Raw genomic sequence first — 19,066 nt, forward strand, 5'->3', positions numbered from 1 at the left:
AGCAAGAAATAGGGAGAGTTCATGTTAAACCGCATCTTACTGCTGGCATGTTTGCTGGTCATTCCTGCCGCACAGGCTGATGTACCTGAAACCCTTAAGCAGGATGCTATCTGGTACGGGGTAGCATATTACGATGAGTACATGCCCTTCGATCGTCTCGATAAAGACATTGCCATGATGAAAGCGGCCGGGATAAATATGGTGCGCATAGGCGAGTCGACCTGGGGCACCATGGAACCAAGGGAAGGAGAATTTGATTTCAGTCATCTCGACAGGGTGCTCGATGCTATGCACAAAGCCGGTATCAGGGTGATTATCGGTACACCGACTTATGCCATTCCGGCATGGATGGCAAAGCAATACCCTGATGTGCTTGCAACCACCGCAGCCGGTAAGAATAAGTATGGCGCGCGGCAGAATATGGATATTACCCATCCTGATTTTCGCCGGCTGGCTGAAAGAATGATAAGAGCCATGCTGACCCATGTCAGCGATCATCCGGCGATTATTGGCTATCAGGTCGATAATGAGACCAAGCATTATAATACCAGCGGAAAGCACGTTCAGGCGGCATTCGTTGCGCATCTGAAACAAAAGTTCGGCACCCTTGAAGCAATGAATGACGCCTTTGGCCTGAACTACTGGAGCAACCGCGTAAACAGCTGGGATGAATTCCCTGAGGTTCACGAATCGGTATACACCGCACCGGTAACGTCAATCAACGGCAGTGTAACTGCCGCCTTTGCAGCTTTCCAACGCTCTCTGGTAACAGAGTATCTGGCCTGGCAGGCCGGTATCGTAAATGAATTTAAGAAGCCGGGCCAATTCGTCACACAGAACTTCGATCTCGACTGGCGCGGCTATTCTTATGGTATTCAATCTTCTGTCGATCATTTTGAGGCAGCAGCAGCGATGGATATTGCCGGTGTGGATATTTACCACCCCGGTCAGCATCAGCTCACGGGCAACGAAATTGCTCTCGGGGGTGATCTTGCCCGCAGCATGAAAGACGGACAAAACTACTTTGTCATCGAAACCCAGGCGCAGGGCTTCCCGCAGTGGACGCCCTATCCGGGGCAGTTAACCTTGCAGGCTTTCAGTCACATTGCCAGCGGTGCCAACATGGTGGCTTACTGGCACTGGGCTTCGACCCACAATGCCATTGAAACCTACTGGAAAGGCCTGCTGAGTCAGGACTATGCAGAAAATGCCACTTACAACGAAGCCCGCACCGTGGGCAACACACTAGCAAAACTGGGCGACAAAATAACCTCACTGAATAAGCAAAATGAGGTTGCCGTCTTGTTCAGCAACGAAGCCCTCACCGCATTTAATGAGTTTTCCTTCGGCTGGGGCGCACCGCAAAAATACAATGACGTACTGCGCCCTTTCTATGACAGCCTTTACCGGGCCAATATCGAAACAGATTTTATTGATCCGTCAAACTTCGCAGACAAAGCCGCGAACTACAAAATGATTGTGATCCCCGCCCTGTATTCTGCCAGCGATACGCTGCTGGAAGCCATTTCGGACTACGTTAAAAATGGCGGTCATATTGTGGCGACGTTTAAACATGGCTTCACCGATGAAAATGTGAAAGTGCGTGCTTCAGTCCAGCCCGGCAACATGACTGATATTTTCGGCATCCGTTACTCGCAGTTTGTTCACCCTGAACGCGCCTCGCTGAACACCACCATCATGCCGGAAGGCATCGCCGCTGAACCACTGAAATGGTGGATGGAGCTGGTTACTGCTGACACAGCTGACGTACTGGCAACTTATGAACACCCTGTTTGGGGCGACTATGCGGCTGTCACACGTAATCAGGCGGGAAAAGGAACGGCAACTTACATAGCAACGATGCCGTCAGACAACCAGATTGATGCTCTGTTACGCCAGGCGGCAAACGACGCCGGCGTTACTTTGTCAGACAACCAGTTTCCGGTTATCGAGAAAAAAGCAGTAAATCAGGCAGGCAACACGCTCCACTTTGTTTTTAATTATTCTGAAAACGAAAGGGAAGTGAAGATTGATAATCTGAAGGGTATGAATCTGCTGACCGGCTCTTCAGTGTCAGGTCAAAGCCCCGTTACCCTGCCCCCCTGGGGAGTTGTGATAATCGAAGAAAAACGTTAAATTTTGCCCTGAATGCGCTTACAATTGCTCAGAACAATAAGAAAAGTGGTCGGGCGCATTGTTTACCGGGGCATCCCGTACCCTACACGCGGAAGTGCAAAAGATGAGTAAAGCAACAATTGGTGATGTGGCAAAAGCCGCCGGTGTTTCAAAGAAAACGGTCTCCCGGGTGTTAAATAACGAACCCGGAGTGCGCAAAGAAACCCGTGATGCCGTTACCACCGCGATCAAAAAATTAGATTATATTCCTAACCTGAATGCCCGCAGGTTAAGAACTAATCAGTCTTATCTGATCGGTGTTCTTTATATCGATTATCCTACCAACTTTTACGGCAGTCTGATCCTGAACGGCGCGATAAAAGCTTGCGATAAACTGGGCTACGATTTATTGATACGTCCCTTTGCATCAGAAAATCCCGCAGGTGAAATTGCCACTACCTTGCGGCACATGGTTGAACGTTCCAACGTTGACGGATTTATTGTCGTACCGCCTTTGTGCGAAGATCAGGCTGTTATCGCAGCACTGGAAGAAACGGGCACGCCTATTGTCAAAATTGCATCTCTGGATGACACATCCTCGTATTGCCTGCACAGTGATGAGGTAGAGGGCGCGCAACTGGCTGTGGAACACCTGATTAATCTGGGTCACAGCAAAATCGGCTTTCTCAACTACCTGGTAGGTCACGCAGCCGGTAAATGGCGTTACGAGGGCTATCAGCAGGCGCTGACAAAATACGGCATCGAAGAAAATCCGGACTGGGTTGCACAGTTTGTATACGGTGAGAACACGTTGGAACAGGCCTGCCGGAAATTACTGTGTCAGGAAAACCGCCCCACCGCTATTTTTACCGCCAACGACGCTTCTGCAGCCGTGGTGTACAGGATTGCCTCCCAACTGAAATTGCGTATCCCGTATGATTTGAGTGTGGTGGGTTTCGATGACGACCCTGCAGCCCTTAACCTGTGGCCACCGCTTACCACTATTAAGCAACCTGTTGCCGAACTTGGCTACAATGCGGCGACCATACTGATTGAACAGATCATCCGTCACCAGGCGAAACGGGAATTACCCCTTTCACCTTCTGAACTGGTCGTCCGTAACTCAACCGGTCCGTTGCTGGAGTAAGCACAATCAGACAACAACCTTCGGAACTGGAAAATGCATTAAGCCGCAAGTCCCGCTGTCAGTACCGGCTGATATGGATTCTGCTATTCACGTTACTGACTCTGGCGGTAGTGTTCGGTTACACCTGGCTGAATTTTGATGATTTGTATGTGCCTTACCGCAGCGCCTACCCCAATCTCAGCACGCTTTTTTCACCACTTAACATGGTGGTAATTACCCTGCTGGTTGTAGTAAACGGATTTGCTATCTATCAAATCCGCCATGCCCGTGAGCAACTGGCGATCAGCGCTTATGTTTTACTTAATAAAATGGATGAACCGCAGCAATCGTCTCATCCCGACTGGCTGAATGCTTTTCTTGCCGCTGCAGGACTTCCCGCTGATTATTCCTTTGTTCTGCTCAAGAAAATGAAAATGCGGCATTTCATGACGATGTCCGGCGCTATCAATAAAGCGGTCAGCGAACACAAAGCCGCCTGGATTGCACTCAGCCGCCAATATTGACGTCGCCTGACCGTCTCAAACTTATCCATTAGACCAATATATTGCTACCCGTGGGCGATGCTGCTGGATCAGGTTTTTCTTTCAGGGTACATTTGTACCAGGTAAGGACGCCGCACTGTCAGGAGGAGCGGACAAATGGCGAAAGATAAGAATAATGATGCACCTCAGGCATCAACAGCTGACAAATCAGAATTAGGTCAGCTACGTGAAATTTTGTTCGGCCAGTCCAGCCGGGATTTTCAGCAGCAACTCGCCTCTCTGGATGAAAAACTGGAAAGTAATTTTTCGGCATTGAATCAAAAGCTGGAAAATCATGTGGCTTCGCTGAATAAAACCATTGAAACACAGTTTGCTGCACTGTCTGAACAACTCTCAGCCGACAATACACAACACCAGCAAGCCCAGGAAAATCTGAAAGGCCTTCACGATACGCTGAAATCTGAGCTGGAAATGGCTGAAGCCGCCGCGCAGGACGACACCAGCAAACTGGAAAGCAAGCTATCCAAAGAAATGGATGCCATGGAAACCTTGTTCAACAAACGTCACGAAGCGCTGTTAGAGCGTTTGCAGCAAGTGACAGAAGAACTGTCTTCCAGCAAAACCGACCGCAAAACCCTGGCAAGCCTGCTGTCTACTATGGCCTCGAATCTTGCCACTGATCAACCCTGACGCCCATGAGCAATTTTGTGCCGCCAACGGATGAGGATGCGCACACAATGGACGACGTCAGGTCGTTAATCATTGGTGGGGATGAAAAATTCGTAGAAAATATTGTCAGACGCAATGCAAAAGGCATGGTGTCTGATGTGATATCTGAAGCACTGAATGAGCGTGAGAGTCAGGATGGCTCAGTGAACAAAGTGCTGGTCCCCCTGATCGAAAAATCGCTGCACCGCTCAGTGGAAGCCAACAGTGATAAGATTGTCGGCGCACTCTACCCTCTTGTCGGCTCGCTGATCAGAAAAGCCGTATCAGCGTTTCTCATCGAATTCATTGAGCGTACAAACACCCTTATTGAACACAGCTTTTCAGCTAAAAGTGTGAAGTGGCGCTTTAAAGCCTGGCGCTCAGGTGTCCCCTATTCTGATTATGTTGCTTCGCAAATTTACCAATATCAGGTGCATCAGGTGCTGGCTATTCACCGTGAAACCGGCACCCTGTTAAATAGTGTCACCAGTCATCCGGGAAATGCGAAAGACGGTGACCTGATTTCTTCCATGCTGGTTGCTATCAGCGATTTTGTCGCTGATGCATTCAGTCAGGATAATCAGGCAGAAGAAACCGAACTGGGAGAAATTAAAACCGACGATTTTACCCTGCTTATCAAGGTCGGTCCCCAAGTGATCCTCGTCGCTGCCGTCAGCGGTCATGTGTCGCCACGCATGCGACATAAACTGCAGGACACTCTGGAAGAGTTTCATCGCTTTTATCAGTCGCCACTGCAAAAATATCAGGGCGACAACGGGCCGTTCGCCACCAGCGATGCCATGCTGCAGGAATGCCTGATCAGTGAGCAAAAAACGACGCAGGAAAAGAAAAAACGGGCCGGTGCCGGTGTATTTATTCTCGCCGGACTATTGGTTGTTGCCGGCTATCTGGCATTTTTACGCATCGACCTTGCCATCACGTCATCCACCATCGCTAAGAGTGAGCCTCCGGCCGGCATTGTGATGCTGAACACACAAACAGACGGCAATGAGATTATTCTCTCGGTATTAAGAGATCCGGCTGCCACCGGTGTAGCGCAATGGCTTGCAGGGCTCGACATTGACTCATCCGTTGTCGACATTAAAGAAACGCCGTTTGAGTCAAAAGATGACCGTCTTATCCCGGCAAAAATACAACAGCTGACCGCGCGTTTTCCTGCACTGAAGTTCACCAACGGTGAACAGCCGGCCCTGTCCGGCACAATCAGCACTGGTGAATGGCAACGATTCCTCCGCGCTCTGCACAGCATTGCGGGCATTGAAACCGTATTCCCTGATACCACCAAAGTAGTTCTGGAAGAAAGCACTCCCGTTAACGATGCATTAGCACTTAATGCTCTGGCCGGGTCTCTGGCAACCACACTGTCAGGTTACACGTTGTTCTTTGATATGAACCAGTCCCGGTGGTCGAAAGCGAATGATGCGACTATTGGCGATATTGCCCAAACCATCATTAACCTGCAAAATATCGCTGAACAATCAGGGCAAACCCTCAGTGTATTTATTCTCGGTGGCAGCGATAATTCGGGTACATCAGTCAAAAACATGCTATTGAGTGAATCACGCGCCCAGTCAGTGAAACAAGCTCTGACTAAAGCGGGCGTGGAACACGCTGTGCTGCACACCAAAGGTTTGGGACAACTGGATTTAGCCCGCGGCAGTAATAGCCGGATGGTATTCTTTCATGCTCTGTTAACACCTGCAGAGGCTGGTAAAGGGAAGAAAACAGGATCAGAAGAAGGTAACCGTCAGTGATACAAAAAAAGATCTGTCTGCTAGGCCCTACCGGAGTGGGTAAAACCAGCCTGGTAAGACAGTTCGTCGATGGCATTTTTTCAGAGAAATATCTCACTACTATCGGCGTAAAAATCGACAAAAAAGAAGTCACCGCGGGCGGTAAAACGGCCCAGCTTCTTATCTGGGATATTGAAGGCGTTGACCGCTATTGCGGTTTTAATCCACGCTACCTGCGTGGTGCCGCAGCCTTTGTCATTGTAGTTGACCAGACCCGCTCCCAGTCGTTGCTTGAAGGTATGGATATTTATGAGTCGGCGCGGGCAGAATTTCCTGATACGCCGGCCTTTTTTGTCGTCAATAAAGCAGACCTTCCCAGTGAATGGTACTGGAGTGAAGACGAAGTCGCTGAACGTGAAAATCTGTTCAGTGCCGCCATTAAAACCAGCGCCAAAACCGGCGAAAATGTTGAGCGACTCTTTCAGGAGTTAGCGGAACTTACGGTGTAAATATGGACATTTTCCACCTTAATGCACTTGGCATCACGGACTGCGCATTATTTGAGCTGAATGAGCGTGATGAGCTCAATTGCCTCACACCAACGGTGCATTGGGTAACCGACCTTGTGAAGGTCAACGAACTGTCACTGGATATTGAATCCGTGCGCAGTCTGTTTCTCGAAGATTTTCTTATTGATGCCGGTGATTGCTGGGCGACTTCTCTCCCTGCAAACCTGACTTCAGGCTTCTGGACCGAAACCACAGAACATGAATCCCTGCGCCTTGAGGCTATCGCGATCAACGATGGCAAAGGCGGACGGTTCCTGGCCATCAAGAACGTCAATAAAGAATTTGCCTACCGCCAGCAATCCCTGCAATCTGCCAGAGAATTACTGCTAACCCACCATGCGGTGATCAGCCAGCAGGATTACCTTACTGAAAAATTACAGAAAGCGCTGAAAGAAGCGCGGGAATGTAAGGGCCAGCAGCAGGCCATACGCCAGACTATCCACCATCTCAGTACAGGCGTGGTGATACTGGACGCCAACAAACAACTGTTTCTGGATAATGGCGTGGCACGGCAGTTTTTCCGTGCACAGAATGCAGATGTCTGCGTTCACCGTTTGTTGCAACTGATAAAAGATGTTCAGCTGGATGAGATGTTTTTATCGACGCTGGAAGAAAGACAAACCGCCTGGCGCGGCGAAGTATTCTGGATGAACTCTCCTGATGGTGGCCGGTGGCTGCAACTTACCATCGCACCGGTGATGCAGCATATTCATGTTTCTCACTGGGTATTTTTGCTGACCGACATGTCACATATCCAGCACACCAGTCAGTACAGTCCGGTGCAGCTGGACAAAGATTCACTCACTCAAACCCTTTCCCGTCAGGCATTGAAAAAAGAAATGACAGCCTGGGTCGAAAAGACGAAAACTTTGGCCTGTTTGTGATTGATATCTGTGAATTCAGAAAGGTCAATGAAAGCCTGGGCTACCGCTCCGGCGACGATATTTTAAAGAGTGTGGCAAAGCGTTTACACGGCTTTGTTGGTGAAGAAGGCCGTCTGGCCAGAATTGGCGGAAACGAATTTGCGGTGATGACACCGGTGAGTGCAGGTAATGAGACTGCATTGTACGATATCGCCAGAGGTATAACCGGTGTTCTCGAACACACCTACCTGTCTTTAGGCAGTATTCAAACCACCTTATCCACCAACATTGGCATGGCGACGTTCCCTGAACATGCCAAATCGCCTGAAGGTTTGATGCAGAACGCCGGCTACGCTCTGCAATTCGCCAAATACGCAGGTAAGAATAAAGTCACACTGTTCCACCCCATGCACAAGCAGAAACAGGTTGAACTGTCCGAAATGGAAGCCGCGTTTGCCAGAGCGATTGCAGAAGATACGCTGGATATTTACCTTCAGCCTATTGTCGACTTATCTTCCGGCAAGCTGCTCAAATATGAAGCCCTCGCCCGCTGGAAGAGAAACGAAGAGTATGTGCCTCCGGATGTATTCATTTCTCTGGCGGAACGTTCTGAGCTTATTTTTCCCTTTGGCGAATGGTTGCTGGATAAAGTGTGCAGCACGGCCAGACGAATGATTCGCTATGCGCCTGATGTGCGAATTGCCATGAACATTTCCGGCCGCCAGATCATATCGCAGGATTTTACCGGCAATATTCAGGCAGCGATTAAAAGACACGGTATTTCAGCATCTAACCTGGCCATTGAAATTACTGAAACCTCGTTCATCAACAATTTAAATACTGTTGCGGCGGTGCTGAAAACGTTACGGAATATGGGCGTTACCATTTCGATTGACGATTTTGGTACAGGATTCAGTTCGTTAGTTTACCTGAAACAGTTGCCTCTGGATGAGCTGAAAATTGACCGCTCATTTATTCAGGATGCTATGACCAGTGAAGGCGACCGGGCGATAATCAAAGCCATTTTAGGGCTTGCCGGCAATCTGAATTTGCAGGTGGTGGCTGAAGGTGTGGAAACCGGCGAACAGCAACACTTCCTGATTGATGAACAGTGCGTGTCCGGTCAGGGTTATTTATTCGACCATCCCTTACCGGTAGAAGAGATTGAAAAGCGCTTCGCAGCCGGCTGATCTGCCTGCTGCGAAGAACTGACTTTAGCGCCTTATAACCCGCCTATGCCCAAATGGCTGGCATGAAATTGCAGGTGTTCTTCGATAAAAGAGGCAATGAAGAAATAGCTGTGGTCATAGCCTTCATGCATATTCAGCGTCAGTTGCGTATCACTCTTCTGAGCTGCATTAATCAGAGCCTGAGGCTTTAATTGTTCTTCAAGAAACTGATCGGCACGTCCCTGCTCCACCAGTAACGGAATGTAGTGTTGCTTCTCAGCGAGCAGAATGGCTGCATCATAAGCTTGCCATGCTGATTTATCGTCACCCAGATAGCCGCCCAGCGCCTTTTCACCCCATGGGCAATCTGACGGATTCGCAATCGGACTGAACGCTGATACAGACACATACTGCTGCGGATTACGCAAGCCGATAACCAGCGCGCCATGTCCGCCCATGGAATGCCCGCTGATGGCCTTCTCACGGGTCACCGGCAGGTTCGCTTCAATCAGAGCGGGTAACTCCTGCGTGACATAGTCATACATCTGATAATGTTCATTCCAGGGTGCCTGTGTAGCATTAACATAAAAGCCGGCCCCTTTACCCATGTCATAGGCTTTGTCTGCATCGTCAGGGACATCGTCTCCCCTGGGGCTGGTGTCCGGGACCACAATCGCCATACCCAGCTCGGCAGCCATCTTCATTGCGCCGGCTTTCTGCATGAAGTTTTCATCAGTACAGGTTAACCCTGACAGCCAGTATAAAACCGGAACGGGATTTTCTGCGCTGGCAAAAGGCGGCAGATAAACCGCAAAGGTCATTTCACAATTTGTTGTTTTTGCAGCATGGCGGTAGCGGCAATGACGTCCACCAAATGCGCGATTTTCACTGATTAATTCCATATTATTCTCTATTGTGCTGCCAAATTACGTGTAAATCCTTATTTCCCGGTATAGGGTGTATCGGATTTTAGATCAACATCGTTTACACTAAGCACCAAAATTCAGAGGTGAATGACGATGCTTAAAGCTGTTGGCTATCATTTGCGTGGCACTGTGTCAGTGCTGGGCTATTTTTTCAATACGGTTTTCTGGTTTATCCCTATTTTTATACTATCCCTGTTAAAACTGCCACCGGTGCAGTGGTGGCGGCGAATTGTGTCTTATCCTCTGGATGCCTGTGCGACAGCATGGATAACCGTGAATAATCTCAACCAGCGTCTGCTCAGCCGCACCCGCTGGTCTGTTAACGGGATCAGCAGCCTGGCCCCTGACGACTGGTATCTGGTGATCGCCAATCATCAGTCCTGGGTCGACATTCTGGTATTGCAGCGAATTTTTAACCGTAAAATTCCGTTTCTCAAATTCTTTCTGAAACAGGAACTTATCTGGGTGCCGGTACTGGGTCTGGCCTGGTGGGCGCTGGATTTTCCGTTTATGCGCCGCTACAGCAAATCGTTTCTGGCGAAAAACCCGCACCTTAAAGGCAAGGATATGGAAACCACCCGTAAAGCCTGCGAGAAGTTTAAGTCGAAGCCGGTAAGCATCATGAATTTTGTAGAAGGCACACGCTTTACAAAAAGTAAGCATGACAGACAAGCCTCGCCCTTTACCCACCTGCTCAAGCCGAAAGCCGGCGGTGTTGCCTTCGTACTCAGCGCCATGGGCGAACAACTGCACAAGCTGATCGATGTCACTATCGACTACCCTGCCGGGGTGCCAAGTTACTGGGATTTCGTGTGCGGTAAAGTAAAAGAAATTCGCGTAAATGTGTCGGTAATGCCTATCAAAGATATTGTGCAGGGCGGATTTTTCAACGACACCTACTTCACTGATCCCGCGCAAAAAGCCCGTTTTCAGCAATGGCTGAATGAACGCTGGCAACAGAAAGACCAGCACCTGGCTTCATTAAACTCAACACAGGCTCCGCTATGAGAAAGTTACTGGCGCCCCTGATATTTGTTATTCACACGCCGTTGCAAATTATCAATCTGGGGTTCTGGGCGTCGATTATTATCAGTTGCGGACTGCTTAAGCTGGTGCTTCCGGTACCGGCCATCCGTCATTTGCTGATGGGCTTTATGCATTTTGCTATGCAGTGTTTTGGTTGCATCAGTGTATTACTGATCAAATTGTTTAATCCGGTAAAAGTGATTTATCGCATCGACGGCTCATTATCGGTAGAGAACTGGTATCTGCTGATTGCTAATCACTTAAGTTACCTCGATATCATTCTGCTTATCGACTTTTCCCGTAAACGTATTCCGCCGCCCAAGTTCTTTCTTAAACAGGAACTGATTTGGCTGCCTTTCGTCGGTCTGGGCGCATGGGCGCTGGATATGCCGTTTATGAAACGGTATTCGCGGTCTTATCTGGAGAAATATCCTCACAAAAAAGGGCAGGATATTGAAACCACCCGCCGCTCCTGTGAGAAGTATAAAACCTCGCCCACAACGGTCATCAATTTCGTCGAGGGCACACGCTTCACCCGCGCGAAACATCAGCTCAGAAAAAGCCAGTTTGCCCATTTACTGCCACCAAAAGCAGGGGGAATTGCCTTTACACTTGCTACCATGGGCGATCTTTTTACCAACCTGCTGGATATATCGTTATTGTACCCTGATAACGAAGCCCATCCGATGATGTCCATGCTGAGCGGACAGATGACCCGCATCATCATAGACGTCAACGTACTGACCGTACCGGTGGAAGCGCAGGGAGATTACTTTGCCGACGATTCATTCCGGAGCCGGTTTCAGCACTGGCTGAATGAGTTGTGGACAAATAAAGACAGCAGGATTAATCAGTTACTGGAGCCTTGAACGTGCAGATTGCATCTTCAATCAGAGACACCTTTGTACACACTGTAAAAGACATATTTCCGGACCTCACCACAGATACCCTTTTATACAACACACTTGCGATCTCCGGCATTCTGCTGGTCGCAGCGGTGTTTTATATTGTCAGTCGTATACTGCTGAAAGTGCAGATCGCCATGTTGGTGAAACGCAGTAAAAACAGCTGGGACGACGCATTACTGAATCACGGATTCTTCCGGCGGTTAACGCACCTTGTTCCGGCCATTGTGATTTTTCTGCTGACGCCGGTACTTATCAATGAAGAAAACCTGTTACACGGGTTCATGATAAAAACCTCCATGCTGTACATGATGATTACAGCGCTTATCGGCTTATTTGCCTTGCTGAACACGATTCAGGATGTGTATAACGCATCTTATCTGGCCAAACGGGCATCAATAACCGGCTTCATTCAGGTCGCCAAACTCTTCTTCTCAGTCATCGTATTGTTGCTGTGTGTTTCACTGATTGTCGACAAGAACCCGCTGCTGATCATGTCAGGCCTGACTGCACTGGCCGCGGTACTGTTACTCATTTTCCGTGACACCATTTTAGGCTTTGTGGCAGGTATTCAGATTGCAGCGAACCGGATGTTTAACACTGGAGACTGGATCCAAATCACCAAATTTGAGGTGGACGGGGAAATACTGGAAATCGGCCTGACAAACGTGAAAGTGCAGAACTGGGACAAGACCATTTCTACGCTGCCCAGCTATTCACTGACAACAGAAGCGGTCAAGAACTGGCGGGGTATGCAGGAGTCAGGAGGTCGCAGGATCAAGCGCTCGGTTTACATCGATATTCATTCCATCAAACTTTGCGACAGCAAGATGATGGCCCGCTTCAGTAAGATCCGCTACATCTCAGAGTATATCGATAAGAAAGTAAAAGAACTGCAGGCGTACCACAAAGACTATTCCATTGATGAGTCGGACCTGCTGAACAGCCGCCGACTTACCAACATAGGCACTTTCCGCGCATATCTGGAAGCCTATTTACAGAAACACCCCAATATTAATCAGTCACTGACTCTGATGGTAAGACAAATGCCCCCTAACGAGTTGGGGTTACCACTGGAAGTTTACTGCTTCAGTGCGAAGAAAGAGTGGGTTGCCTATGAGAAAGTACAGGCAGATATCTTCGATCATATCATGGCAATGCTGCCCATGTTCGATTTACGGGCTTACCAGCGGGACAGCCATTTAATGCTGGCCAGTCACTATGACGATGCCCCGGAAGCCGTGTATGAAGGCAAAAGGGAATCAAAGGATAACGCGGACGGAGAAGAAAGTTCAGCGGGAGACCGTCCGCAATAGCAGAGACAGTTAAGGCTTGCCGTCACCGGCAAGCCTTAATCAATGGGAATATCTGAAAGGATTTTCCGGCGCAGAGTAAATCTGCCGGAAACATCAGGAAAGGGCGTATGCCATCAGTACGCAAACTACCAGGCCCGACACGCCGAAGAAACCATATTCAATTTTCTCCTGCATACCTTCCGCCCCGGCTTTAGCACTCATGAATCCCATGATAATACTGGACATACCCAGTACAAAAGCAATCAGGCCGGCGCCAAAACCAACAGCACTTATCCACTCACTCATCACATTACCCTTCACTGTTCTTTTCATTTTTTAACCTGCCTGTCGTACAGAGGACAAAGATCAGGTTTTCAGTCTGCTTGTATTATGCAACAAAATCCTGAAAATGCGTAATTAATCATCACTCTGCGTAAGGTCTGTTTGATCCTGGTCAATTGCGCCACTTTATCGGAATTTACACTAATCCGCAGAGTATAAATGCGATCTCACTCTATTTAGAATATAAATAAATCATTGATAAATAACAATTTTCAAAGTTGGCCTCAGGGTTGCTATATCAGCACAAGCGTTACTGAATAATTCAGGCTGTTTACCGGAACACGACCAGCCGGACAAGCTGCCGCAACCGACAGATTTTAAAAAGGAAGAGACATGAAAACTTTAGCTGCCCTGACAATGACCGCTGCCCTCTGTGCTTCACCCGCCTTCGCAGGCATGAATTCGGAGCACTGCGATATGAACCTGCAGGGCGATGTTAACTGGCAAAAAGGCGTACTGACGCTCTTTACAGCTAACGACGAGCATGTGGTAATTAATGGTTCAGGCCAGATGACAGTGAACAACCGCTCAGTGTCTCTGAGCAGCGAGCAACAACAATGGGTGAATGACTATTACCACAACATTGAAACGGCAATTCCAATGACACTGGAAATTACCTACGACGCACTGGAACTTGCCGGCAACTCCATCAATGAAGCCTTCGGTGAACTGCTGGGAGAGGACAACGGCATCGTGACGGATTTAAATGAAATGTTTGCCGGTTTGCGTACTGAAATGGACAGCCATTTTTATGATGCTGACGGTGAAATTCGTATGAACAGTGAGGATTTCGAAGAAGATGGCTGGATTTCAGAACGCTGGGAAAACAAATTTGAAGACCAGGTAGAAAACATCATTGCCAATTCCACCGGTCGCCTGCTGATTGCTATCGGCAAGGCCATGCTAAGCGGTGACGAAGACTTTGATAACTTTGAACAACACATGGAAAACTGGGAAGAAGATTTCGAACAGCGTATTGAGGCAAAATCTGCGGCTATCGAAAAACGCGCTGACGCCCTGTGTGAGGTGTTGAAAAAAGCCGATTACGCCGAGCTTCAAATGCAGAAACATATTCCGGGCCTGGAAAACCTGAATGTGCTGACCATCAACAGTGATTCTGATTTAAAGATGTAAAAAAACGTATCGTGCTACACTGCCGGAAACTTGTTTTCCGGCTTTTTTATGTCTGATATATCTGCAAACTCAATTCACTCCCTTAACCTCACACTGTGTGGCTGTGGCTGGCTGGGTCAGTGCCAGGTTGATGCATTGCCTGAAGCAACCATTACCGGTACAACCCGTTCACAGGAAAAGGCTGACGCGCTGCGCGAAAAAGGCGTGACCCCGGTGTTGTTCGCGCTGGGTGATGATCCCACATCACTGATAAAACAGAGTGCTGACAACGCAGTAATACTAAATATTCCACCGGGACGAAAAAAAGCGGTAGGTGATGACTTTACCCGCGCCATGACGGCTCTGGCGACAGACTTCCTGGACGCAGGGGCAAAGAAGCTTATTTTTATCAGCACCACTTCCGTGTTCGGGAATGCTGAAGGAGAGCTGACAGTCAACTCCCCTGTAGCGCCGGCTACAGATTCAGGCAAAGTACATTGTGATATCGAAAGGTTCTTACTGGCCGGGCAGGATCCCCGTATACATGTGGTCCGTCTGGCCGGTCTGGTGGGTGGTTCCCGTCATCCGGCAAAATTCCTGGCCGGTAAAACGCTGGACAAAGGCGAGCAGGCGGTAAATCTGGTGCATGTGTCTGATGTGGTTAAAGCCCTGATTTGTATTCTGAAGGAAGATGACAGTACTTCAGCGTTTCCCCCGTTGATGCAACTCTGCAGTCTGGTGCATCCCCGCAGGGATGACTACTACTGTTGGGCAGCAGAGGCTCTGGCATTGCCTGCACCGCAATTCAGTGCTGAACATAATAATGCTGCAGACGGGAAGAAAATCTTCAGCAAGGACTGCTGGGAAGCTCTGGGACTGACGCCGGAATACGCCAGCCCCTTTGATATGCTTTGAACCGTTAGCCGAACAGGCTGTGACCGAAGTACTTCACAGCCACGGTATTGATAAATACCAGCAACAGGATGACCGGAATGAAAGTGCCTACTGACACATCAACATACTTCTCGAAGAAGCTGCCTTTGTAGTTCTCTGCGCCTTCATCCAGCGCCTTATTGAAGTTATGTTTCTTCCAGCGATAGATAACGAAGATACAAATTAAGAAGCCGTTCAGCGGCAGAATGGTGTCGTAAAACACGTCATACACCACGTCAAAGAACGATTTCTTCGCGCCGGCATAGCTGACGAACTCTGTCAGAAACGCATTGTAACCGAACGACAGTGCACACAGCACCGCGAGTACAACCATCAGTACACCCAGTACAAACAGTGCAGGCTTCCGCCCCATGTCTTTCTCGTCCATCAACGCCGCCACAGGTACTTCAAAAATCGATACCAGTGAGGTGATAGCCGCAAAAAACACCTGCAGGAAGAAAATCGCTGCCACAATGCTGGCGCCAACGTAGCCAATGGAGTCCTGCAAAGCGAGGAATATCTTAGGCAAGAACGTGAAAATCATACCGATTGACGATTCGCTGAGTTCGTCCGGATTGGTATTCGGATCGAATGAGAAAATCGCCGGCAAAATCATCAGGCCTGCCGTAAACGCCACTGCCGTATCAGTCAGGGCCACCAGCTTGGCAGACCCGGGCACATCAGCACGCTTATCGATATAGCTGCCGTAGGTGATCATGATCCCCATACCCAGTGACAGGGAGAAGAATGCCTGAGACAGCGCTCCGTTAATCACCGATGCATTGATTTTAGAAAAATCTGGCACCAGGTAGAACTCTACGCCTTTCATGGCGTTGTCCTGCATAAGTACGAAGCCCACCAGCAACAGCAGCATGATAAACAATGTTGGCATCAGCAGCTTGGCCGCTTTCTCGATACCTTCTTTGACACCACCTTGCAAAATCAGATAAACCACTGCCACAACACCGGCCATGTAAACAAAGATTTTTTCGCTGTTTATAAAGGTGCCGAAGGTATCCGGGTTAGCCAGAATATCTAAATCACCGGTGATGATTTCGTACAGATAGCCGAATATCCACACCGTGATCACCAGATAAAACACGGCAATCATAAACGGCGTAATAATCGATAACCAGCCGGCCAGCTTCCAGTGCGTGGCGTTATTACTCAAATCCCGGTATGCACCTAAGGGGTCTTTTCTGGCATGACGGCCCACTGACATTTCTGCCAGCATTACCGGCAAACAGATAGCCACAACGAAAATGGCGTACATCAGCAAGAAAGCGCCACCGCCATTTTTTGCAGCGCCCACCGGAAACCCGACCAGGTTACCGATACCAACCGCAGACCCGGCTGCGGCTAAAATGAATCCGATGCGCGATCCGAACTGTTCTCTCGCCCCGCTCATATCATCTTTCCTCTTCACTTATTGTTATAATCGGGTGGTGATGATTTTATATTCTTCCAACGAAGATTATTGTCGTTCACACGTGTGTCAACCGGATTACTCTAAGTCATTCCGGCTGTCACCTTCCCCACACTGCCTGCACTTTTAGCTGTGCCTGGGCAGTTATATCGTTGTCATTTTCACGCGGATATAAGGGCGAATAGTATCAGCGTCCCTGCCGAATGTCCCGTATTTGAGCGCTGGAATGGCCTGTTCCGGCCCGGCTCAGTGTAGTGATCTCTTACCAGGGAACGGGTTTGTGCGCCCAGTCGATGAAATGCGGATTATTTTCCGGCGTCGCTTTATCAATGAAATCAAGCAACTGTGAAGCAGTAAAGGCAGGCGTAAAGAGTTTTCCCTCAGGTACGTTGCCCTGAAATGGCTCTGACAACGCACTGTCCACTGTGCCCGGATGATAGCTGATAAGTACCGTATTCTTACTTCGGCGGGAAAATTCTGCAGCGGCGGTTTTCAGCATCATATTCAGTGCCGCCTTTGAGGCCCGGTAGCCATACCAGCCGCCCAGCCTGTTATCACTGATACTGCCCACCCGGGCGCTTAAGCATGCAATGGTACTTCTCTCTTTATCCAGCACATTCACCAGTGCTTTCAGCCAGATTGCCGGTACCACAGTATTCACCGAAAAGTATGCCAGCAGTTTGTCCGCACTGATGTCTTCGATTTTCTTTTCAGGACTCACCGCCGTGCCGCCTGCGTCGCCATGCAGGACCCCGGCGGTACAAATGACTGTCGAAAATACGATGCCACTTGCTTTCTGTTCAGCCGTCCATTGGTTTACTGCTTCTTCATTTGCAGATTCCAGCGTGATTGCTGTCACGTTGTCGGCTTCAAAACTCTGCTGGTGCTGCCTTGCGACGGCAAAGACACGACTTTGAGGCTCCCTGGCGGCCAGTGCTTCTGTCACTGCCCGCCCGATAGCACCGCCGGCGCCAATAATGAGGTGAGTATGCGCCATATTATTTGTCCGTCCTGTAACCGCACTGTCCATCATCACAGGTACGGCGACGGCCGGTGAGCAGATAGGAAATGGTATAACGGTTTCTGGCAAAAAGGTTGTAGGCCATGTCAGCAACAATGCGGATCACCGGCCAGCGAAGAGGCGCGTAAAGCCAGCCCCGTCCCACAGCCTGCCAGGCTGCGTGGGTAGCGTCCAGTCCGGTAACCATTTCACCGTTATCCAGTTCTACGTGAATTCTGGCATCCAGTTGTGCTTTGTCCAGCCTTGGATAATGCTCACTGAAGGCAGGATCCTGAATATCTACCAGTTGGATCCTGTCATGCTGATCACGCTTTTTGATATGAGACATTTCAGCACAACATAAGGGGCAGTAACTGTCATAAAAAATTTTCATGATTTCTCCGTTTACCGGGCCTGAATCACCGCCGGCCCGATGTACCACTTTACCTGTATAATAGTACGCGGTTGCACATCATTCAGAGATTAAAAAAGCGTAACTTGAGGTTGAAGTCAGCGACTAACGTAACCACATTACAGGAAATCTGATAACAGGAGCTTTAATAATGGCAACGACAGAAACTGCGACACTCGGCGGAGGATGCTTCTGGTGTATTGAATCGGCATTCAACAGTGTGGAAGGCGTAATAAGCGCTATTTCCGGATATGCCGGCGGACACGTTGAAAATCCTTCCTATGAGGCCGTCTGTAAAAAAGATACCGGGCATGCTGAAGTCGTGCGGGTTGAATTTGATCCGGCCAGCATTTCTTACCGTGAAATCCTCGAAATTTTCTTTGCTTTGCATAATCCCACGCAGGTTGACCGTCAGGGGAATGACACAGGCCCGCAGTATCGCAGCGCAATCTTTTATCATTCCGAAAGCCAGCGGGATGAGGCACAGAAAATTATTCAGGAAATTAATGACGATCAGATCTGGCCTGACCCCGTCGTCACTGAGGTAACGGAAGTTAATAATTACTATCCGGCAGAAGACTACCATCAGAACTACTTTAAAAATAATCCGCAGAATCAATACTGCGCCATGGTAGTGGCACCAAAGCTGGCTAAGTTTAAAAAGACGTTTGCTGCCAGGTTACGTTAACTCTGCATCCCGGCACATTCATTTATCAGGCAGCCTTCAGGGCTGCTTTTTTTTGCACAATTTACAGATGTCTGCATGTTTTTCTTACCCGCCTGCCGTTTTGCCTCTGTCACGATCCGTTAAAAATCCTCTGCAGCCCGCTTTCTAAAAGGCGAAAAGAGAAAAATGTTACAGCCGGTACGTGGTTTGCAGC

19 protein-coding genes are annotated in these 19,066 nt (G+C 49.0%); 14 read left to right on the top strand and 5 right to left on the bottom strand.

From position 1 onward, the window contains the following. The first annotated feature begins 21 nt into the window (after window positions 1-21). From AC4PME_RS12430 to AC4PME_RS12465, 8 genes are all read left to right on the top strand, one after another. Window positions 22-2,136 carry a beta-galactosidase gene (locus tag AC4PME_RS12430; RefSeq protein ID WP_491046490.1) on the top strand — a complete coding sequence of 705 codons (2,115 nt, stop codon included), beginning with the start codon at window positions 22-24 and terminating at the stop codon, window positions 2,134-2,136. A 103-nt stretch (window positions 2,137-2,239) separates the two neighbouring features. Continuing rightward, complete coding sequence (locus AC4PME_RS12435; RefSeq protein WP_119502530.1) at window positions 2,240-3,262, top strand: LacI family DNA-binding transcriptional regulator; 1,023 nt, start codon at window positions 2,240-2,242, stop codon at window positions 3,260-3,262. A 110-nt stretch (window positions 3,263-3,372) separates the two neighbouring features. After that, a complete protein-coding gene (locus AC4PME_RS12440) occupies window positions 3,373-3,765 on the top strand; it encodes a hypothetical protein (protein ID WP_119502531.1) in 393 nt (130 codons plus the stop codon). Window positions 3,766-3,900: 135 nt separating this feature from the next. Beyond that, a complete protein-coding gene (locus AC4PME_RS12445; RefSeq protein WP_491046489.1) occupies window positions 3,901-4,434 on the top strand; it encodes a hypothetical protein in 534 nt (177 codons plus the stop codon). Window positions 4,435-4,439: 5 nt separating this feature from the next. After that, window positions 4,440-6,227 carry an OmpA family protein gene (locus tag AC4PME_RS12450; protein WP_491046488.1) on the top strand — a complete coding sequence of 596 codons (1,788 nt, stop codon included), beginning with the start codon at window positions 4,440-4,442 and terminating at the stop codon, window positions 6,225-6,227. Then, window positions 6,224-6,715 (top strand): Rab family GTPase, encoded by a 492-nt coding sequence (locus tag AC4PME_RS12455; protein ID WP_303574863.1) that lies wholly within the window; start codon window positions 6,224-6,226, stop codon window positions 6,713-6,715. Before AC4PME_RS12450 ends, AC4PME_RS12455 begins: the two co-directional genes overlap by 4 nt. Before the next feature lie 2 nt (window positions 6,716-6,717). Then, entirely contained in the window at window positions 6,718-7,659 is a 942-nt protein-coding gene (locus AC4PME_RS12460) for a hypothetical protein (RefSeq protein ID WP_491046487.1), read from the top strand. Further along, the gene (locus tag AC4PME_RS12465; protein ID WP_491046486.1) at window positions 7,656-8,828 is read left to right on the top strand and encodes a putative bifunctional diguanylate cyclase/phosphodiesterase; all 1,173 of its coding nucleotides are present in this window, start codon (window positions 7,656-7,658) and stop codon (window positions 8,826-8,828) included. Before AC4PME_RS12460 ends, AC4PME_RS12465 begins: the two co-directional genes overlap by 4 nt. Window positions 8,829-8,860: 32 nt before the next feature. Here the strand turns inward: AC4PME_RS12465 and fghA are convergent, their stop codons facing one another. After that, window positions 8,861-9,709, bottom strand: a complete 849-nt coding sequence (gene fghA / locus AC4PME_RS12470; protein WP_491046485.1) for an S-formylglutathione hydrolase — start codon at window positions 9,707-9,709, stop codon at window positions 8,861-8,863. 117 nt (window positions 9,710-9,826) lie between these two features. Between fghA and yihG (AC4PME_RS12475) the strand changes: the two genes are divergently transcribed. From yihG (AC4PME_RS12475) to AC4PME_RS12485, 3 genes are read left to right on the top strand one after another with little or no spacing between them, the layout of a single operon-like run. After that, entirely contained in the window at window positions 9,827-10,741 is a 915-nt protein-coding gene (gene yihG, locus AC4PME_RS12475; protein ID WP_491046484.1) for a 1-acylglycerol-3-phosphate O-acyltransferase, YihG family, read from the top strand. Next, the gene (gene yihG / locus AC4PME_RS12480) at window positions 10,738-11,628 is read left to right on the top strand and encodes a 1-acylglycerol-3-phosphate O-acyltransferase, YihG family (protein ID WP_119502538.1); all 891 of its coding nucleotides are present in this window, start codon (window positions 10,738-10,740) and stop codon (window positions 11,626-11,628) included. The genes yihG (AC4PME_RS12475) and yihG (AC4PME_RS12480) overlap by 4 nt, the downstream gene beginning before the upstream one ends. Window positions 11,629-11,630: 2 nt before the next feature. Further along, window positions 11,631-12,980 carry a mechanosensitive ion channel family protein gene (locus AC4PME_RS12485; RefSeq protein WP_119502539.1) on the top strand — a complete coding sequence of 450 codons (1,350 nt, stop codon included), beginning with the start codon at window positions 11,631-11,633 and terminating at the stop codon, window positions 12,978-12,980. A 93-nt stretch (window positions 12,981-13,073) separates the two neighbouring features. On the opposite strand, the gene AC4PME_RS12490 is transcribed toward AC4PME_RS12485, so the two are convergent. After that, window positions 13,074-13,265 carry a hypothetical protein gene (locus AC4PME_RS12490; protein WP_119503482.1) on the bottom strand — a complete coding sequence of 64 codons (192 nt, stop codon included), beginning with the start codon at window positions 13,263-13,265 and terminating at the stop codon, window positions 13,074-13,076. Between the two features lie 369 nt (window positions 13,266-13,634). Here AC4PME_RS12490 and AC4PME_RS12495 point away from each other — a divergent pair, with 369 nt between their 5' ends. After that, on the top strand, window positions 13,635-14,435 hold the full coding sequence (locus AC4PME_RS12495; protein WP_491046483.1) for a DUF2884 family protein: 801 nt from the start codon (window positions 13,635-13,637) through the stop codon (window positions 14,433-14,435). A 48-nt stretch (window positions 14,436-14,483) separates the two neighbouring features. After that, the gene (locus tag AC4PME_RS12500) at window positions 14,484-15,329 is read left to right on the top strand and encodes an NAD-dependent epimerase/dehydratase family protein (RefSeq protein WP_491046482.1); all 846 of its coding nucleotides are present in this window, start codon (window positions 14,484-14,486) and stop codon (window positions 15,327-15,329) included. Window positions 15,330-15,333: 4 nt separating this feature from the next. Here AC4PME_RS12500 and AC4PME_RS12505 read toward each other — a convergent pair whose 3' ends face one another. The 3 genes from AC4PME_RS12505 to AC4PME_RS12515 form a co-directional block, all read right to left on the bottom strand. Then, window positions 15,334-16,755, bottom strand: coding sequence for a sodium-dependent transporter (locus AC4PME_RS12505; protein WP_119502542.1), 1,422 nt, complete (start codon window positions 16,753-16,755; stop codon window positions 15,334-15,336). A gap of 280 nt (window positions 16,756-17,035) precedes the next feature. Next, window positions 17,036-17,770: an SDR family NAD(P)-dependent oxidoreductase gene (locus tag AC4PME_RS12510; RefSeq protein ID WP_491046481.1), complete on the bottom strand. Its 735-nt coding sequence runs from the start codon at window positions 17,768-17,770 to the stop codon at window positions 17,036-17,038. 1 nt (window position 17,771) lies between these two features. Further along, complete coding sequence (locus AC4PME_RS12515; RefSeq protein WP_491046480.1) at window positions 17,772-18,167, bottom strand: thiol-disulfide oxidoreductase DCC family protein; 396 nt, start codon at window positions 18,165-18,167, stop codon at window positions 17,772-17,774. A gap of 169 nt (window positions 18,168-18,336) precedes the next feature. On the opposite strand from AC4PME_RS12515, the gene msrA reads away from it, so the two are divergent. Next, entirely contained in the window at window positions 18,337-18,873 is a 537-nt protein-coding gene (gene msrA, locus AC4PME_RS12520; RefSeq protein ID WP_119502545.1) for a peptide-methionine (S)-S-oxide reductase MsrA, read from the top strand. Window positions 18,874-19,066: the final 193 nt, after the last annotated feature.

The sequence above is a fragment of the Alteromonas sp. genome, from assembly GCF_984505615.1.